The 17132-nt window shown below is 71.6% G+C and carries 10 protein-coding genes; 6 read left to right on the top strand and 4 right to left on the bottom strand.

Features of this window, described 5'->3' with window-relative positions; all coding sequences use genetic code 11:
• Positions 1 to 26 precede the first annotated feature (26 nt).
• Positions 27 to 2546, bottom strand: a complete 2520-nt coding sequence (locus tag ABEA43_RS51120; protein WP_345573471.1) for a DNA gyrase/topoisomerase IV subunit A — start codon at positions 2544 to 2546, stop codon at positions 27 to 29.
• Between the two features lie 155 nt (positions 2547 to 2701).
• Here ABEA43_RS51120 and ABEA43_RS51115 point away from each other — a divergent pair, with 155 nt between their 5' ends.
• Positions 2702 to 3523, top strand: coding sequence for a TauD/TfdA dioxygenase family protein (locus tag ABEA43_RS51115; protein ID WP_345573469.1), 822 nt, complete (start codon positions 2702 to 2704; stop codon positions 3521 to 3523).
• Positions 3524 to 3627: 104 nt separating this feature from the next.
• Positions 3628 to 5757: a RecQ family ATP-dependent DNA helicase gene (locus ABEA43_RS51110; protein WP_345573467.1), complete on the top strand. Its 2130-nt coding sequence runs from the start codon at positions 3628 to 3630 to the stop codon at positions 5755 to 5757.
• 6 nt (positions 5758 to 5763) lie between these two features.
• Here ABEA43_RS51110 and ABEA43_RS51105 read toward each other — a convergent pair whose 3' ends face one another.
• From ABEA43_RS51105 to ABEA43_RS51095, 3 genes are all read right to left on the bottom strand, one after another.
• A complete protein-coding gene (locus tag ABEA43_RS51105; RefSeq protein ID WP_345573465.1) occupies positions 5764 to 8676 on the bottom strand; it encodes an ABC transporter substrate-binding protein in 2913 nt (970 codons plus the stop codon).
• A 91-nt stretch (positions 8677 to 8767) separates the two neighbouring features.
• Positions 8768 to 9886, bottom strand: coding sequence for a hypothetical protein (locus ABEA43_RS51100; RefSeq protein WP_345573463.1), 1119 nt, complete (start codon positions 9884 to 9886; stop codon positions 8768 to 8770).
• Between the two features lie 139 nt (positions 9887 to 10025).
• Entirely contained in the window at positions 10026 to 10919 is an 894-nt protein-coding gene (locus tag ABEA43_RS51095) for a carbohydrate kinase family protein (protein ID WP_345573461.1), read from the bottom strand.
• Between the two features lie 169 nt (positions 10920 to 11088).
• On the opposite strand from ABEA43_RS51095, the gene ABEA43_RS51090 reads away from it, so the two are divergent.
• From ABEA43_RS51090 to ABEA43_RS51075, 4 genes are all read left to right on the top strand, one after another.
• Positions 11089 to 13965, top strand: coding sequence for a bifunctional acetate--CoA ligase family protein/GNAT family N-acetyltransferase (locus ABEA43_RS51090; RefSeq protein ID WP_345573459.1), 2877 nt, complete (start codon positions 11089 to 11091; stop codon positions 13963 to 13965).
• 115 nt (positions 13966 to 14080) lie between these two features.
• A complete protein-coding gene (locus ABEA43_RS51085; RefSeq protein ID WP_345573457.1) occupies positions 14081 to 14671 on the top strand; it encodes a DUF5998 family protein in 591 nt (196 codons plus the stop codon).
• A 497-nt stretch (positions 14672 to 15168) separates the two neighbouring features.
• Positions 15169 to 16281 (top strand): alkaline phosphatase family protein, encoded by a 1113-nt coding sequence (locus ABEA43_RS51080; RefSeq protein ID WP_345573455.1) that lies wholly within the window; start codon positions 15169 to 15171, stop codon positions 16279 to 16281.
• Complete coding sequence (locus tag ABEA43_RS51075) at positions 16278 to 17099, top strand: sulfurtransferase (RefSeq protein WP_345573453.1); 822 nt, start codon at positions 16278 to 16280, stop codon at positions 17097 to 17099. The genes ABEA43_RS51080 and ABEA43_RS51075 overlap by 4 nt, the downstream gene beginning before the upstream one ends.
• Positions 17100 to 17132 lie beyond the last annotated feature (33 nt).

The raw sequence follows: 17132 nt of genomic DNA, 5'->3' as shown, positions 1-17132 counted from the left end.
CCCCGCAGGGCGGACCGGCCAGGACGTCAGAGCGACTGATCCTCGTCAGGCGCCTCGGCAGTCGTCTCCGCAGGCAGCAGGGCCTCGGGGGTGGCGGCGAGGGCGCCGCCGACCGCGCCGATGGTGTGCGTCAGGCGGACGCCCGACCCGTCCCTGCGCCCGACCTCCTCCGGCAGCGGCACCGGCTTGCCCACCGCCGAGACCGCCTTGGCCGGCGAAGGCCCCGCCCAGGCCAGGAGCAGCTCGTCCTCGCCCTTCAGGAACCGCTGGGCCCGCACGCCGCCCGTGGCCCGCCCCTTGGCGGGGAACTCGGCGTAGTCGGAGACCTTGCCGCCCCCGACCTGCGTGCCGGGCAGCGCCGTCGAGGACCCGGCGACCGTGACGACCTGCCCGGGCTGCTCGGGATCGACGACGCCGAACCAGATCACCCTGGCGCCCTCCTCCAGGCGGATGCCCGCCATGCCGCCCGCCGGACGGCCCTGGGGCCGCACCAGCGCGGCGGAGAAGCGCAGAAGCTGGGCGTCGGAGGAGATGAACACCAGGTCGTGCGCCTCGGACACCAGCTCGGTGGCGCCCACCACGCTGTCGCCGTCCTTCAACGTGATCACTTCGAAGTCGTCGCGGTTGGCCGGATAGTCGGGCACCACCCGTTTGACCACGCCCTGCGCCGTGCCCAGCGCCAGGCCGGGGCCGTCGGGATCGAGCGAGCCCAGGCCGACCACCTTCTCGTCGGGCTGCAGCGACACGTATTCGGCGACCGGGTGGCCGCCGGAAAGGGACGGCGGGTTCGCCGAGGGCGGCAGCGTCGGCAGATCCACGACCTGGACGCGGATGAGCCGGCCCAGCGAGGTCACCACGCCGACCTCACCGCGTACGGAGGTGCGGGCGACCGAGACCAGCACGTCGTGCGCCGTGCGGTCGCCGTCGCCGGCCAGCGGCGTGGCGTCGGAGGTGCGGGCCAGCAGGCCGGTCGAGGACAGCAGCGCCAGGCACGGGTCGTCGGCCACCTGCAGGTCCACCACGGCGGTGCGGGTCACGCCGGGCGCCTCCAGCAGGATCGTGCGGCGCGGCGTGGCGTACTTCTTGGCCACCTCGGCCAGCTCGCCCGAGACGACCTGGCGCAGCTTGGTCTCCGAGGAGAGGATCTCGGTGAGCGCGGCGATCTCCTCGCTCAGCGTCTCCTTCTCGCGGTCGAGCTCCAGCTTGTCGTACCTGGTCAGGCGGCGCAGCGGGGTGTCGAGGATGTACGCGGCCTGGATGTCGGTCAGCTCGAACACGTCCATCAACCGCGCCCGCGCCTGCGACGAGTCGTCGGAGGAGCGGATGACCTGGATGACCTCGTCGATGTTCAGCAGCGCGATGATCAGGCCGTCGACCAGGTGCAGGCGCTCCTCGCGCTTGCGGCGCCGGTATTCGGACCTGCGGCGGACGACCTCGATGCGGTGGCCGACGTAGACCTGGAGCAGCTCGCGCAGCCCGAGCGTGCGCGGCTCGCCCTCGACCAGGGCCACGTTGTTGATGCCGAAGGTCTCCTCCATCGGCGTCAGCCGGTAGAGCTCCTCCAGGACGGCCTCGGGGATGAACCCGTTCTTGATCTCGATGACCAGGCGCAGGCCCTTGTGCCGGTCGGTGAGGTCCTTGAGGTCGGCGATGCCCTGGAGCTTCTTGCTGTTGACCAGCTCTTTGATCTTGGCGACCACGCGCTCGGCGCCGACGTTGTAGGGCAGCTCGGTGACGACGATGCCCTTGCGCCGCGGCGTGATCTGCTCGACCGCGCACTTGGCCCGCATGCGGAACGTGCCACGCCCGGTCTCGTACGCGTCGCGCACGCCCTGCAGGCCGATGATCGAGCCGCCCGTCGGCAGGTCGGGGCCCGGCACGTAGCGCATCAGCTCGTCGAGCGTCGCGTCCGGCTTCTTGATCAGGTGGCGGGCGGCGGCCACGACCTCGGCGAGGTTGTGCGGGGCCATGTTGGTGGCCATGCCGACCGCGATGCCGCTCGTGCCGTTGACCAGCAGATTGGGGAACGCCGACGGCATGACCGTGGGCTCGGTCTCCTGGCCGTCGTAGTTGGGCTTGAAGTTGACGGTGTCCTCGTCGAGCGACTCGACCAGGAGCATCGCCGCCGGGGCCAGCCTGGCCTCGGTGTATCGCATGGCGGCCGGCAGGTCGTCGGGGGAGCCGAAGTTGCCGTGGCCGTCGGCGAGTGGCAGACGCATGGAGAACGGCTGCGCCAGGCGTACGAGGGCGTCGTAGATGGCGGTGTCGCCATGAGGATGCAGCTTGCCCATGACGTCACCGACCACACGCGAGCACTTGACGTGGCCGCGGTCGGGGCGCAGGCCCATCTCGCTCATCGAGTAGAGGATGCGCCGCTGCACCGGCTTGAGGCCGTCACGGGCATCGGGCAGGGCGCGCTGATAGATCACCGAGTAGGCGTACTCGAGATAGCTCGTGCGCATCTCGGAGGAGACGTCGATGTCGACGATCCGCTCCTCGAAATCCTCGGGCGGGGGTGCAGTCGTGCGTCGGGCCATGTCGAACATTGTGCCGAAGGTAATTGGGTGCCCGCGACTCGTTGCCCTGACGAGTCCCGCCTGAGGCCCGTTTGAGCCCCGTTCGCGGCGACATGGGATGCTTGACCAAGCAATTGCTTGGGAGCTACGTTCGGAGCATCGTTCACCCCGTCTCCGGAGGCGTCATGATCGAGTTTCATCCCGTGACCAAGCACATCGGCGCCGAGGTCACCGGGGTCGATCTGCGCAAGCCGCTGTCGCAGGAAGAGGTCGAGACCCTGCGGGCGGGCTGGCTCAAGCACCTCGTGCTGTTCTTCCGTGACACGCAGCTCGACGACGAGACGCACCTGCAGTTCGCCCTGAACTTCGGCTCCCTCAACCATCCCGCTTTCAAGAAGGACTCCGACAGCCCCATCCACGTGCTCGACCAGACCTCGCCGAAGGGTGAGGGCGGGGACGAGTGGCACAGCGACAACACCTTCGAGCCCACGCCGCCGATGGGCTCGCTGCTGCGCTGCGTCCAGCTGCCCAGCGTGGGCGGGGACACGTGCTGGGCGAACACGTACCTGGCGTACGAGACGCTCTCGCCGTGGCTGCAGCGGCTGTGCGACGACCTGACGGCCACGCACGACATCACGATGTCGATGCGGAAGGCGATCTCGAAGGGGCACCCGTTCGACCTGGCCGAGGTCCAGGCGAAGTGGCCGCCGATCGAGCGTCCCGTGGTGCGCGTGCACGCCGAGACCGGGCGTAAGGCCCTCTTCGTCAACCGCTCGTCCACGACCCGCCTCGTGGGGCTCACCGACCGGGAGAACGAGGCGCTGCTGCCCATGCTGATCGACCACATCAGATCCCCGGAGTACCAGCTCAGGCTGCGGTGGCGGCCCGGCACGCTGGCCTTCTGGGACAACCGCCCGACGCAGCACTACGCGGTCGCCGACTACACCGAACGCCGCCGCATGCACCGCGTCACCATCAACGCCTTCCCCGAGCACGCGGACCACTGACGCACCTCTGCTCGCCGTACCGGATGGGTGTTTGACGGGCTTTGACGGCGGTCGCGCGCGCATGCGTGCGTTTTTCGTCGGAGAAAGCTGATAACAAGGAGGGCATGATTGAAGCCCCCGATGTGGCGATGCTGCGCGAAGAGGCCGAGAAGCGGTTGCGGGCGCTGGCGGGCGACCACGCCAAGCTCCGTGACGACCAGTGGGCCGCCATTGAGGCGCTCGTCGTCGACCGCCGCCGAGTGCTCGTCGTGCAGCGCACCGGCTGGGGCAAGTCGGCCGTCTACTTCGTGGCCACCGCCCTGCTCCGCGAGCTGGGCGAGGGCCCCACGGTCATCGTCTCGCCGCTGCTGGCGCTCATGCGCAACCAGATCGCCGCCGCCGAGCGCGCGGGCATCAGGGCCGTCACGATCAACTCCGCCAACCCCGAGGCGTGGGAAGAGGTCTACGGCCAGGTCGCCGACGGCATGGTCGACGTGCTGCTCGTCAGCCCCGAGCGCCTGAACAACCCCGACTTCCGCGACAACGTGCTGCCCGAGCTGGCCGAGAGCGCCGGGCTCGTCGTGGTGGACGAGGCCCACTGCATCTCCGACTGGGGTCACGACTTCAGGCCCGACTACCGCAGGCTGGCCACGCTGTTCGAGGACCTGCCCCCGGGCATCCCGGTCCTCGCCACCACCGCCACCGCCAACGCCCGCGTCACCCGCGACGTGGCCGAGCAGATGCGCCTGCCCGGCCAGGCCGCCCCGGTCGGGGGCGAGCCAGCCCCCGGTGACACGCTCGTCCTGCGCGGGCCGCTGGAGCGCGAGAGCCTGCACCTCAGCGTCGTCCGCCTGCCGTCGGCCGAGGAGCGGCTGGCCTGGCTGGCCCAGACGCTGCGCGAGCTGCCCGGCTCCGGCATCGTCTACACCCTCACCGTGGCCGCCGCCCACGAGATCGCCGGCTACCTGCGCGAGCAGGGGCTGGAAGTGGCCGCCTACTCCGGTCAGACCGACCCGGCCGAGCGGCTGGCGGCCGAGGAGGCGCTGCTCAACAACAAGATCAAGGCGCTGGTGGCGACGAGCGCGCTGGGGATGGGGTTCGACAAGCCCGACCTGGGGTTCGTGGTCCACGTGGGGGCGCCGCAGTCGCCCGTGGCCTACTACCAGCAGGTCGGCCGGGCCGGGCGCGGGGTCGAACGGGCCGAGGTGATCCTGTTGCCCGGCACCGAGGATCGCGATATCTGGGCTTATTTCGCTTCGCTGGCGTTCCCGCCGGAGGCCGTCGTACGCACCACGCTCCAGACCCTCGAGGAGCGCGGCCTGATGTCCACCCCCGCGCTGGAGACCGCCGTCGACCTCAGCCGCAGCCGCCTGGAGATGATGCTCAAGGTCCTCGACGTGGACGGCGCGGTCAGGCGGGTCAAGGGCGGCTGGGAGGCCACCGGCGAGCCCTGGGCCTACGACACCGACCGCTACACCCGCATCGCGGCCGAGCGCAGGTCCGAGCAGGAGGCCATGCTCGGCTACCTGACGACCTCCGAGTGCAGGGAGCAATACCTGCGCCGGCATCTCGACGACGACACCGCCACGCCGTGCGGCCGCTGCGACAACTGCACCGGCCGGCACCGCTCCGCGGACATCGGCGCCCAGGCGGTCGAGACCGCCCGCGAGCGGCTGAGCAGGCCCGGCGTCGAGATCGAGGCCCGCAAGCAGTGGCCGACCGGGCTGTCCGACCTGTCCGGGCGGATCAAGGCCGAGCTGGGCGCCGAGCCGGGCAAGGCGCTCGGCCGGCTGACCGACATCGGGTGGGGCAACCGGCTGCGCGAGCTGTTCGGCGCGGCCGACGGGCCGATGGCCGACGACATGTTCAAGGCCGTGGTGCAGGTGCTGTCGGCCTGGGACTGGCGCGAGCGGCCGGTCGCCGTGGTCAACGTGCCGTCGGCGACGCGGCCACAGCTCGTACGCGGGTTCGCGGAGCGGCTCGCCCAGGTCGGGCGGCTGACCTACCTGGGCGAGCTGGGCTATCGGGCGGGGCCGCCCGGGCAGCAGTTCAACAGCGCCAAGCGGGTGCAGGCGATCAGGGGCACGCTGGCCATGCCCAAGGACCTGGGCGTCGCGATCGCCGAGTGCGGCGGGCCCGTCCTGCTCATCGACGACCGCGTCGACACGGGGTGGACGATGACGCTGGCGGCGGCGCTGGTGCGCCACGCGGGCGCCCCGGCCGTGCTGCCCCTGGCCCTGGCCACCACCTCGTGACGCCCGCTACGGTGTGACGCCCATCGTGAGCAGGTCGTAGGTGCCGAAGATCGGGCTCACGTGGACGTTCGTGACCCTCTGGCCGCGGAGCAGGAGGGGGCTCTGCCAGGCCAGCGGGACCAGCACGGCCTCCTCCGCCACCATCGACTCCACCTCCGACCACTTGCCGGCCCGCCGGGTAGGGTCGAGCTCAGCCTTGGCCTGGTCGATGAGCGCGTCGATCCGCGGGTCGCGCACGCTCACGTTGATCGAATATTCCTTCTCGTTGATCTGCCTGCTGTCCACGAGCGACGACAGGAACGACTCAGGATCGGGCCAGTCCGGCGCCCAGCTCTTGGCGATCAAGCCCACCTTGTGCTCTTTGAGGTAGTCCGGGCTGCCGCCGTAGCTCCGGTGGAACTCGACGATCGGGACGCGTTCGAGCTTGATCTCGATGCCCACCTTGTGGAGAGAGTCCTGCACGATCTCGGCCGCGCGGGTCTCGGCCGCCAGGTCACGATAGACGTAGGTGGCGGCGAACCCGTTCGGGTGCCCGCACGCCTGCAGCGACTTCCTGGCGAGCGCCGGGTCGCCGCCGGGCTTGAGGTTCGGGTCGGGCTCGTGCCGGCCGGTGATCGTGGGCGGCAGGAGCGACGTGGGGGCCTGCTGCCGGTCGGTCCCGTAGGCTGCGCGCAGGGCGTTCAGGTCGAGGGCCTGGACGACGGCGCGGCGGCAGTCGGCGTTGTCGAACGGCGGCACCTCGGGGTTGATCGCCAGCATCCGCACGGTGGTGGTCAGCGGCTCGTCCGCCCGCTTCCTGAGCGCCGGGTCGCCGAGCACCGAGGGGGTCTCCTCCGGCAGGAGGCTGGGGCCGACGTCGGCCGTGCTGCCCGTGAGCCGCTTGGTGGCCTCGGCCGCGGGCACCCCGTACTCGACCTCGTAGCGGTCGGGGAGCGGCTTGCGGTTGGGGTCGGTCGCGACGTCCCACTGGTCGTTGCGCACGAGCATGACCTTCGTGTCGGTCACGCTCTCCAACTTGTACGGGCCGGAGGAGACGACGTCGCCGCCGTACTTGTCGCCGGTGTCCTTCGCCGCCGGCACCGGGACGGTCTCGGGGAGCTGGACGACCTGGTCGAACGCGGCGTAGGGCGCCTTCAGGTGGAACACGATCGTGCGGTCGTCGGGCGTCGTGATGGCCGAGTCGGTGTTCGCGTTCGGGGACTTGTGGGCGCCCTTGTAGCCGGTGGGCAGGTCGAGCAGGAGGTCGAAGTAGCTGGAGCCGTTGGCGAGGCCTTCGTCCATGCTGCGGAGGACGGCGTGCTTGACGTCCTTGGAGCTGATCGACGTCCCATCCTGATATTTCACGCCTTGTCGCAGTTTGTAGGTCCAGGTCTTGCCGCCGTCGCCCGGGACCCCCAGTGCCTCGGCCAGATCCGGTACGACCTTCGTGCCTTCGGCTCCCGGAGCCGGCTTGAACATCGTCAGCGAACGTCCGTACAGCCTGACGAGGTTCACGGAGACGGGCAGGTACATGTTCCCCGGGTCGGTGGACTCCAGGGAGGCCGTGGAGACCATGCGCAGGGTCCCACCCCGCTTCGCGGACGGGTTCGCGACGGCGGCCACCGCCGCGCCGAACCCGCCCGCCGCCTGGGTTGCGGTGGAGGTCGGCTTCGGGGACGGGACGAACGGCGGATCGGCCTGGAGGACCAGCCAGATCGCGGCCCCCACGGTCAGGGCGGTGACCGCCGCGCCGACCGGGACCAATGCCTTCCGCAGCCGCTTGACCGGCGGAACGGTGGCCACCCCGACCGGCCCAGGCGTCCCCATCCCAGCGGGCGCCCATGGGCGGGAGCCGGCGCCCGCATGCGGACTGGGGCCGTTGCCCGCCTGTGGGCTGGGCGCGCTGCCCGGCCACGGTGTCCGGGCGCGGTCGTGCGTGCGCGGGTGCGCCCCGGCCCGCTCGGCGGAGTGGCCTTGGGCGCCGCCTCCCGCCGGATGCGGACCACTCCCGGAGCCGCTTCTCGCTGGATGCGGGCCGCTCCCGGCACCGTCTCCCGCCGGGTGCGGGCCGCTCCCAGCACCGCTTCTCGCTGGGTGCGCGCCGCTCCCGCCAGCCGGTCCCGGAGCGGGCGGTGGTGGGGCGGTGCCGGCTCGGATCAGGTCCCGGATCAGCTGCTCAGCCGTGGGCCGATAGCGATGATCCTTGGCCAGCGAGGCCCACAGCAGCGGCGCCAGCTCCCCGGGCACGCCCGACAAATCGGGATCGAGGTTGAGGATCCGATGCATCACCACAGGAAGCGCCCCCTGCCCGAACGCCCCCCGTCCCGTGGCCGCGAACACCATGGTCCCCGCCCAGGCGAACACATCGCTGGCCGGCGACGCCTCCCCGAGAAACTGCTCGGGAGCCATGAACGCCGGCGTCCCCACGATCCCGGTCGTCATGCTCTGGCTGAGATCGAGCGCCCGCGCGATCCCGAAGTCGATCACCCTGGGCCCGTCCGGCCCCAGCAGCACGTTGTTGGGCTTGAAGTCCCGATGCACCACCCCGGCCCCGTGGATGGCGACCAGTGCCGTCGCCGTGGTGATCGCCAGCCGCATCAACGACGCGCCACGCACCGGACCGTCCTTGGCGACGTGGTCCTGCAAGGAGGGCCCGTCCACGTACTCGCCCACGATGTAGGGCTGATCGTGCACGGTCCCGACTTCGAGCACCCGCGCCGTACAGAACTCCGCCACCCGCCGCGCCGCCTCGGCCTCGCGGCGGAAGCGGCGTACGGCCTGCTCGTCCTCGGCGAACCGGGCGTGCAGCAGCTTGATCGCGACCTGCTCGCCGGAGGGGGAGACGCCCAGATAGACGCTGCCCTGACCGCCCTCGCCGAGAAAGCCGACGACCTCGTAGGGGCCAACCGACGCAGGGTCGCCTGGCCTCAAGGGACGCACGCCCTGCATCCGGCTCCTCATTCAGGCTTATCCGGCGCGCCATTTCATGACATGTCCCACGATAGCGCCGCACGTTCCGCTCGGAAGGTCACTAGCCGAGGAGAGCGGCGGCTTCGGCGCCGGCCGCCGCCGCATCGTCGAGGCGGCCGGCCTGTCGCAGGCAGGCGCTCAGGGCGAGCAGGGCGTCGTACAGGTCCTGCTCGGCTCGACGCACCTCCTTCCGCGAGGATCTCAGCTCCTCGCGCCGCCGCTTGAGCAGGTACGCCTCGGAGTAGCGGTGATCGTCGTCCCAGTCGTCCTCCGCCCGCAGCTCCCGGTGCCGCTCCCGATGGGCGCACGCCCTGTCGCGATAGAGCCGCACCGCCTCCTCCCCGGCGGTCAGCGCCGCCTCCGCCGCCCCCAGCGCGAGCAGGCGGACGCCGAGGTTGTGCCAGACCCTGGCGTGGGACGTGTCACGCTCGCGGCGAAGCAGCTTTGTCATCGCTTCGACGATGCACGCGCGCGCCTGTTCGGGCCGGCCGCTCCGGACGAGCCGTTCGCTGCACAGGTCCAGCGCATGGAGGAACTGAATCGTCGAGCCGGCCTGTTTCCACCAAGCCGCCATGACCTCGGCGCTCATTTCGGCGGCTTCGGCGACGCGGCCCACCTGGTCCAGCCGATCCGCGTGGGCGGTCAGCGCGTGGATGAGCTCGAAGCCCACCGACGTGGCCCCGGCGCGCCGCAGCCGTTCGCGGAGCTCTGCCACCGCCTCGGCCGCGGACTCCACCGCCTCCTGGTCGCGGCCGAGTCTCGCGAGGAGCAGCGTCCGCCAGTAGCGCGCGTCCGGGGCCTCCGCCTGCGCGGCCCGGCCGGTTTCCGTCAGCCGTAGGAGCTCCTCGACCACTTCGAGTGCTTCCTCATGCCGCCCGCACTCCATGAGGCTGCCGCGTAACGCGATCAAGGCGCGGACGATCCGGCCGGTGAACGGGCCAGGCCCCGGCAACGTCCGATAGACCGCCAGCTCTTCCCTGCGCGCCAGACAGGCGAGATCGTCCCAGCCCAGCTCGGTCAGCCACCCGGCGAGCCGGTCCAGCGACTCGGGCAGGGCGGCCGACGTCGGCCACGCGTCCGGAGGTCGCCCACGCAGCTGTCTGACCTGATCGAGCTCGTCCGCCGCCCACCGCACGGTCTTGTCCGGCCGGACCACGCCCCCGTAACGGGCAGGATCCACGGGACGCCGGAGCATCGCAGGCTGAACCACGTCAGCGGCCGGCTCGTTCATCACCCGTATCTACCACCTGAGCACGTTCAGGGGTCGCCAGATCATCGCGAAAGCGGATCACCCGAGTGATCCACTTTCGCGGCGGTCCTTAGAACGGAGGACGGGCACCCAGGTGCATGATCGCCTTCGCGGCCAGCCGGCAACCGGAGGCCAGCGCCTCGGCCGGCGGCTTGCCTTCGAGCCACGGCGGCAGGAACCCGGCGGAGAACGCGTCACCCGCGCCCGTCCCGTCCACGATCTTGTCAACCGGCTCGGCGGCCACGTGCACAGGCTCGGGCCGGCCGTTGCTGAACCACAGCGCGCCCTCGGCGGTCATCTTGATCACGACCTGCGGGAACCACGCCGTCAGCACCTTCGCGGCGGCCTCGGCGTCATCGCGCCCGGTCAGCACCTTCGCCTGATCGATGTTGGCGAACAGCAGCTTGACCCCGTTGGTCCACTCCAGGAACGGCTCCGCTCCCGTGCGGTCCAGCGGCGCGGACGACGCGCAGTCGACGGAGATCGACATCCCGTTGTGGCGTGCCATCTCCAGTGCCGCGAGACCCGCGTCACGCGAGCCCTCGTTGATCAGTGTGTAACCCGACAGGTGCAGATGCGTGCCGGACGTGAACAGGTCACGCGGCAGGTCCTCCGGCGACAGCGCCGCGTTGGCGCCCGGGTCGGAGAGCATCGTGCGCTCACCCTTGTGCGTGACGAGCACCACGCAGGTGCCGGTCGGCCGCTCGGGATCCATGACGAGCCGGGCGTCCACGCCGTAGCCCATCAGCTCCATGTCGCGGTTGCGCCCCGTGATGTCGGCGCCTCTGCGGCCGATGAAGGCCACCTCGGCACCCTCGACGGCGAGCCACGAGGCGATGTTCGCCCCGGAACCGCCGCCGTGCATGGTCACGATCGCCGGGGTGTCGCTCGCCCTGGCGAGTGCATAACGGGCGCGAGCGACCGCGTCGGTCATGAGATCGCCCACCACGACGACCCGCGTCATGATGTCACCACCTTGCTGCCTTCAGAACGAGCCTGGCCACGGCAAAACTAACAGCTTCCGGGCTGCCCGTGGGGCGGACCCATCACACCGGGCAGCAGTCGATGCACAAGCGTTGCCCAACAGGCCCCCTGGGTCTTGGCATTTGGGATGCGGGTTTACGCTCAACACTGTGGAGGCACAATATCCGGCCCACTGGGAGGCCGATGTCGTCCTGGCCGACGGTGGCACCGCGCACGTCCGCCCGATCAGGCCCGCCGACGCGGATCGCCTCCGTTCGTTCTACTCGCGCCTGTCCGACGAGTCGATCTATTTCCGGTTCTTCGGGCCGCGGCCCCGGCTGTCCGACAAGGAAGTCACGCGGTTCACGAACGTCGACTACGTCAACAGGGTCGCGCTGATCGCCACCCTCGGCACCGAGATGGTGGCGGTGATCCGCTACGACCGCACCGGGCCCGGCGAGGCCGAGGTGGCCTTCCTCGTCGAGGACGCGCACCAGGGCAGGGGAGTGGCCTCCGTGCTCCTGGAGCACCTGGCGGCCACGGCCCGCGAGCGCGGCATCGAACGCTTCATCGCCGACGTCCTGCCCGCCAACATGCGGATGACGGGCCTGCTGCGCCAGGCCGGTTACACGGCCCAGAGCCAGTTCGAGGACGGCGTCGTACGCATGACGCTCGACCTCACCCCCACCGACACCTCCGCCGAGGTGACGGCCGCCCGCGAGCACCGGGCCGAGTCCAGATCCATCGCCAGGCTGCTCGCCCCCGGCTCGGTCGCGGTCGTCGGCGCCTCGCGCGAGCCGGGCGGCGTCGGCCAGACCGTCCTCCGCAACCTGCTGGCCGCCGACTTCACCGGCCCCGTCTACCCGGTGCACCGCGAGGTGCGGGCGGTGGCGGGCGTGCGGGCCTACCCGAGCGTGACCGCGATCGACGGTGACGTGGACCTGGCCGTGGTCGCCGTGCCCGCCGAGAGCGTGATCGACGTGGTCAAGGAATGCGCGGAGAAGGGCGTCCACGGGCTGATCGTGGTCTCCTCCGGGTTCCGCGAGACCGGCGCGCAGGGCCGGGCCAGGCAGGACGAGCTGGCCCGCCTCGCCCGCTCCTACGGCCTGCGCGTCGTGGGCCCCAACTGCCTCGGCATCGCCAACACCGATCCGGCCGTCAAGCTCAACGCCACCCTCGCCGCCACCGTGCCGGGCAGGGGCAAGGTGGGCTTCTTCAGCCAGTCGGGCGCGCTCGGCACCGCGCTGCTGCAGCGGGTCGCCCAGCGCGGCATGGGCATCTCGTCGTTCGTCTCCGCGGGCAACAGGGCCGACGTGTCGGGCAACGACCTGCTCCAATACTGGGAGGAGGACGACTCGACCGAGGTGATCCTGCTCTACCTGGAGTCCTTGGGCAATCCGCGCAAGTTCACCCGGCTGGCCAGGCGCACCGCGCGCAGCAAGCCCATCGTGGTGGTCAAGAGCGGCGGCACCCCGGCCGGGCACTCGGCGGAGGAGCTCGGGCTGCCCGACTCGGCGATCAGCTCGCTCTTCGCGCAGGCGGGCCTGATCAGGGTCGACGACCTCATCCAGCTCTTCGACGTGGGCCAGCTCCTGGCCTACCAGCCGCTGCCGGCCGGCCCCCGGGTCGCGGTCGTGACGAACTCCGACGCGCTCGGCCTGCTCGCCGCCGACGCCTGCCTCGCCGCGGGGCTGGAGCCCCGGCCGCCCGTCAACCTGGGCGCGGCCGCCGGGCCCGCCGAATACGGTACGGCGCTGGCCGGCGAGCTGTCCTCCGCCGACGTGGACGCCGCCGTCGTGATCTACATGCCGCCGATCCCCGGCAAGACGGACGAGGTGGCCGCCGAGCTGCTGCGCGCCTCGATGGACGCCGACAAGCCGGTGCTCACGACGTTCCGCGGGCATCTGGGCATGCACCCGGCCCTGCGCGTCCGATCGACGTCCACCGCCACCTCGGGCGCGACGCCGTCGCGCGGCTCCATCCCGTCGTACGCGGCGCCGGAGGAAGCGGTACGAGCCCTCGCCCACGTGGTCCGCTACGCGACGTGGCGCGCACACCCGGCGGTGCCGCCGCCCGAGCTCGACGACCTCGACACCGACCGCGCCCGGGCCCTGGTCCACACCACCTTGTCCAGTGCCCCCGCCGCCCAGGCAACGACGCCCGCCGACCCCCAGGACACCTCCGCACACCCGTCACCCGGCCCTGCGGACCCCTCACCCGCGCCCGCCGCCTCCACACCCGACCCCAGCAACCCGCCGACCGCCTCTGCGCCGACCTCAGCCTCCGCCCAGGCGCCCGCCTCGACCCCAGCCTCCGGTCCAGCGGCTGCCTCCGACCCCGCCACCAACGGGGTGTCGAGTGTGTTCGCGGAGCCGGGGCCGCCGGTCGAGATCGACGCCACCGAGCTCCTGTCCTGCTACGGCCTGACCGTCTGGCCGTCCGAGGTGGTGCGCTCACCCGACGAGGCCGTCGCCGCCGCCGAACGGCTCGGCTGGCCCGTGGTGCTCAAGGTGGCCGGCCCGGGAGCCTCGCGCCGCGCGGGCACCGTCCGGCTGGGGCTGACCGGCCCGGAGATGGTGTGCCACGCGTACGCCGGGTTCGCCGACCAGCTCGGGGAGGAGGTCGAGCTGGCGGTCCAGCGCATGGCGCCGCAGCCGGCCGTGCCGACCGTGGTGGGCGTGATCGAGGACCCGGCGTTCGGTCCGGTGGTCTCGTTCGGGCTCGGCGAGGTGACCGCGCGCCTCCTGCTCGACCAGGGTTTCCGCCTCGCGCCGCTGACCGGGGAGGACGCCGCCGCCCTGGTGCGTTCCGTACGGGCGGCTCCGCTGCTCTTCGGCGAGTACGGCTACCCGCCCGTGGCGGTGGACGCGTTGGAAGACCTCCTCGTACGCGTCGGCCGCCTCGCGAACGACCTGCCGGAGCTGGCCCGCCTCGACCTGGACCAGGTCCTCGTGGGCGAGTCGAGCGTCATCGTCCTCGGCGCCAGGGCCACCCTGCGCACTCCGGCGGGACCCCGGCTGGACGGCGGACCACGCAGGCTTTCCTGATTCGCTCTCAGCGAATGAAGTGAACCTATGTGCACCGTGATGAGCGAATAAAAGACGTTATAGAGCGTTATATCCGGCGGGTGAGTGCACTGCCCGGTCCTGGCAGGATGGAGCCATGAGGGAAACCCGAATCTCAGCCGCGGGCCTGCGTGAAGCGATCGAGCGCAGCGGCTACTACCCCGACCTCGTCACCGATGCGGTCGAATCCGCGCTGGGTAAGGAGGCTGTGACCGCGTTCGTGGTCCATCACGAGGCCACCTTCGATCCTGCCATGGAGGTCCGCAGGCACGTCACAGTCCTGGTGCTGTCGACGACGCGGCTGCTGGTCTGCCACACCGACGAGCATCCCGCGGTGGAGGGCGTCTCGACGTCTCACGCCTCCACGACCACGGAGGCCGTGCGCCTGAGCCGTGTCCAGTCGGTCGCCGTCACCCGCGTGGTGCCCGATCCCGCCTCCTACGTCCCCGGCGTCCCTCCCACGGAGGCGACGCTCACGATCGGCTGGGGCGCCATCTCCCACGTGGACCTGGAGCCGGCCACGTGCGGCGACGAAAACTGCGAGGCCGACCACGGCTACACCGGCGCGATCACCGCCGACGACCTGTCACTCAGGGTCAGCGAGGCGGCCGACGGTCCTGAGGCGGTCACCCACGTCCTGTCCTTCGCCAAGGCCCTCTCCGAAGCCACGGCCCGCGCCACCTCCTGACCTCAGCCGGCAGCCCTCCCGCACGTGCCACCAGGAGACCGACCCCGGCCGCCACGATCAGCACGTCGCCGCCCTCCGCATCCCTCCCACGCGGCCGCCCGGGGCCGCCAAGGCGCGTCACGAAGCCCTCCAGGGTCCAACGCCCTGAGCCGCTGAAGCACGCGGCGAAGGCGAGAAGGCCTGCTCCCAGGACACAACCCCCACACCGACACCCCCTCTGCGCAGGTGCGGGTTCGGGTGCGAAGCCGATGGTCCACAAGTCGGCGAAGAACCCGCTCAACTGTGCGCTCGTAACGGCGCGCACCCCGTGAGCCTTCACGACCGGCCATGACAGAGGGAGACCAGCGACGGCGAGTGCGGGTAACCGGGCGCAGCCGTAACGGAAGAAAGGGGTAACCAGGCGCGGAAGAAGGGGGGTGAACAGGCGCGGGAGGATGGGGTAAACAGGCGGCCGTGACGCAAGGATGGGGCGGTTGATCGGCGGCTAGGATGAGGGCATGCTGGTGCCTGGGTATGGCGGCGGGACGCTGGCGGATCTCCCCGGTTCGCTGCTGGCGGCGCTGGGCCTGCGCGAGCCCAACCCGCTCGCCCTGCGACCCGCCGAGCGCGTCTGCCTGTTCCTGGTCGACGGCCTCGGCGCCGAGCTGCTGCGCGCCCATGCCGATGCCGCCCCCTTCCTGGCCGGGCTGGCCGGCCGGACGCTCACCGCCGGGTTCCCCTCCACCACCGTCACGAGCCTGTGCTCGCTGGGCACGGGCCTGACGCCGGGCGAGCACGGCATGGTGGGGCTGATGCTGGCCGTGCCGGGCACCGGGCACCTGTTCAACTGCCTGCGCTGGCGGCTCCCCGACGGCCTGGCGGCGATGGACCCCGACGAGTGGCAGCCCGCCACCACCGTCTACCAGCGCGCCGCCCAGGCCGGGATCGACTCCGTCTACGTCGCCCCCGCCGAGTTCGAGGGCAGCGGGCTGACCAGGGCCGTCTACCGGGGCGTGCGCTACGCGGCCGCGGAGACCGTGGACGAGCGCGTCGCCCGGGTTCACGAGTCGATGCGGGCGCCCCGTGCGCACGTCACCGTCTACTACGGGGACCTGGACGCGGCCGGCCACATGGTCGGCTGGGGCAGCGACGAGTGGCTGCGGCACCTCGGCATCGTGGACGACATGGCGCAGCGGCTCGCCGAGGGGCTGCCTCCGGGCGCCGCCCTCTACGTCACCGCCGATCACGGCATGGTCAACGCCACCGAGAAGATCGACGCCGAGAGCGTTCCCGAGCTGGTCGAAGGGGTGGCGCTGCTCGGCGGTGAGGCCCGGGCCAGGCACGTCTACACCCAGCCGGGAGCCGCGAAGCAGGTCCTTGAGGCGTGGCGCGCGACCCTGCACGGGAAGGCCTGGGTAGTGTCCAGGCAGGAGGCGGTCGAGTCGGGCTGGTTCGGGCCCCGGGTGCACGACGCCTGGCTCGAACGCATCGGCGACGTCGTCGCCGTCCCCTACGCCGACCTTGCCATCACCGCGCCCAAGGCCCATCGGATCGAGGCTCTGTTCACCGGATATCACGGTTCGCTGACGGAGGCCGAGCAGAACGTCCCGCTCCTGGAGGTACACACGTGACGAGCCCGCTGATCACCCCGGCCGAGCTGGCCGCCCTGGAGGACGTGCGGGTGCTCGACATCCGTCAGCGGCTCGGCGGGCCGCCTGGGGTGGAGCTCTATCGCGAGGGGCACATCGAGGGCGCCGTCTACTGCGACGTGGACGCCGACCTCGCGGCCCCGCCCGGCGCGGGCGGGCGGCATCCGCTGCCGGCGGCGGACGCGTTCGAGAGCGCGATGCGGCGGCTGGGGGTGTCGGACGGGCAGCCCGTGGTGGTCTATGACGACACCGGGTCCACGATCGCCGCCCGGGCCTGGTGGGCGCTGCGCTACTTCGGCCACCAGGACGTACGCGTGCTCGACGGCGGGCTGGCCGCGTGGACGGAGGCGGGGCTGCCGACGACGAAGGGCTCACCCGACGCGCCCCCGCAGGAGGGCGACTTCACCGCGCGACCGGGCGGGATGCCGGTGCTCACGGCCGACGAGGCGGCGGCGCTGCCGTCCCACGGCGTGCTGCTCGACGCCAGGGCCGCCGCGCGCTACCGGGGCGAGGTGGAGCCGATCGATCCGGTCGCCGGGCACGTTCCCGGGGCCGTCAGCGCACCGACGACGGAGAACGTCGGCCCCGACGGCCGGTTCCTCGACCCGGCCGCGCTCCGGGCCCGGTTCGCGGCGCTGGGCGTCGGCGAAGGGGTCCGGACCGGCGCCTACTGCGGCTCCGGCGTGACGGCCGCCCACCAGGTGCTGGCGCTGGAGCTGGCGGGCCGGCCCGCCGCACTCTACGTGGGCTCCTGGTCCCACTGGGTCGCCGACCCCACAAGACCCGTCGCCACCGGCTGAGCACCGGCCCCGCACCACACAAGCGCCGGTACG

Source organism: Nonomuraea rosea (genome assembly GCF_039539705.1).
GTDB lineage: Bacteria > Actinomycetota > Actinomycetes > Streptosporangiales > Streptosporangiaceae > Nonomuraea > Nonomuraea rosea.
This window is presented reverse-complemented; position numbering and strand designations above follow the sequence as displayed.

Coding starts and splice junctions, on each gene's coding strand:
- ABEA43_RS51115 (WP_345573469.1), top strand. CDS start 2,702: ATGATCGAGTTTCATCCCGTGACCAAGCACATCGGCGCCGAGGTCACC.
- ABEA43_RS51120 (WP_345573471.1), bottom strand. CDS start 2,546: ATGTTCGACATGGCCCGACGCACGACTGCACCCCCGCCCGAGGATTTC.
- ABEA43_RS51110 (WP_345573467.1), top strand. CDS start 3,628: ATGATTGAAGCCCCCGATGTGGCGATGCTGCGCGAAGAGGCCGAGAAG.
- ABEA43_RS51095 (WP_345573461.1), bottom strand. CDS start 10,919: ATGACGCGGGTCGTCGTGGTGGGCGATCTCATGACCGACGCGGTCGCT.
- ABEA43_RS51080 (WP_345573455.1), top strand. CDS start 15,169: ATGCTGGTGCCTGGGTATGGCGGCGGGACGCTGGCGGATCTCCCCGGT.
- ABEA43_RS51085 (WP_345573457.1), top strand. CDS start 14,081: ATGAGGGAAACCCGAATCTCAGCCGCGGGCCTGCGTGAAGCGATCGAG.